The following is a 1551-nucleotide window of genomic DNA, read 5'->3' as shown; positions in this document are numbered from 1 at the left end:
ATTCGACCCGTAAACATACAGGCTCGATGAGGCAACTGGGGCAAATGAAGCGCTCAAAATCTCAAAGTGCGGACTTTGTTGACGGGGACTTAGAAACCCCGTCCGTCTACACGGCGGGGTAGTTCATTAATCGCTCATTTTGTTGATGTAATTTGCAGAAGCAGCATAAGGTTTTGATGCCAGAATACCTCCATCAGCAAATAATCCCATTCCCAGAACATTAGTTTGCATGACCCAATCATAAGCATCAATAAATGCTGCATGAAACCAATTTTCTACTTCTTGAGGAGAAATACCAGAAATTAAAGCAAAATTACTTAATACCATTAAACGTTGAATATGATGAGCATAACCTGTATTTTGTACTTGAATTAGAACTTGATGTAAACAATTCATATCTGTTTTATTGGCATCCCAGAAAAACTCTGGAAGTGGTTGATTATGGTTAAACCAATTAGACTGGGAATATTCATGATCCATGAGAAGATAAACACCCCGCATATATTCTCGCCAACCTAAAATTTGCCGAATAAAACCTTCCACACTATTTAGTTTTAATTGTTGATTTTGATCAGCTAACTCTACTTTTTTAATTACTTCTAAAGGATGTAGCAAACCAAGATTAATATAGGGAGAAAGTAGAGAATGCCATAAGGTTTCTTCCCCTGTTACCATAGCATCTTGATAATCACCAAAATTAGGCAAACTATTTTGAATAAAATTGTCTAGTACTTGCAGTGCTTGTTGACGAGTTACCGCCCAACGAAAAGGCTCTATTTCTCCATATTTAGTAAAATTCAAGTCTTTAACTTGATTAATAACTTCTCTAGTAATTTCATCTGGTTGAAACCATAAAGTTTGTGGTGTATTTAATTTGCCTTTGGGATATTTGCGGTTTTCTTTGTCAAAATTCCATTTTTCTCCTACAGGTTTATTTTGATTCATTAAAATTTTTAAACGTTTACGTCCTTCTCGATAAAAATATTCCATTAATAAGCGTTTTCTCTTTCTAACCCATTCCTTAAATTCTGTTTCATGCCAAATAAACAAGTTATTAGGAATTATTGTAAGATCGCAGGGGATTTGGAGATTTTTAATGACTTCAAGAAAAGGTTTATCATTGGGTTTCATTACCCGTAGTTCAGTAATTTGATTAGTTTCGATCCAGTGTTTAAGTGGTGTTTCAAAATCTGTGGATACTGTGTGTGTAACTTGCCAACCTGCTTGACGCAACTCAACGGCAAAATGACGCATAGCTGACCAAATTAAGACCAATTTTTGCTGATGGTATGGTCGAACTTGGATATGTTCTAAGGATTCAATCATAATCACAAAAATGTTATCTTTTTCAGTGCAACTTTGAAGAGCTGCTTGATTAATATTGATTTGGTCTCCTAAGACCCAGATTCCTATATTCATAAATAGGGGGTTGCACATTATGGAATGATATTACCAAAAATTAGTTTAGACTTTAACTAAAAAAAACTATTAATTAGTCATTCTAGCAATTATCAAATCCAAAATCCTGTTCATCAAAAATATAAAATCATT

At 34.2% G+C, this 1551-nt stretch carries 1 protein-coding gene; it reads right to left on the bottom strand.

The window, feature by feature from the left end; genetic code table 11:
- Positions 1-126 precede the first annotated feature (126 nt).
- Positions 127-1419, bottom strand: coding sequence for a cryptochrome/photolyase family protein (locus F6K13_RS32465; protein ID WP_287289815.1), 1293 nt, complete (start codon positions 1417-1419; stop codon positions 127-129).
- Between the last annotated feature and the right edge of the window lie 132 nt (positions 1420-1551).

This window comes from Okeania sp. SIO2B9, from assembly GCF_010672505.1.
In the GTDB taxonomy this organism is placed as follows: Bacteria; Cyanobacteriota; Cyanobacteriia; order Cyanobacteriales; family Microcoleaceae; genus Okeania; species Okeania hirsuta.
This window is presented reverse-complemented; position numbering and strand designations above follow the sequence as displayed.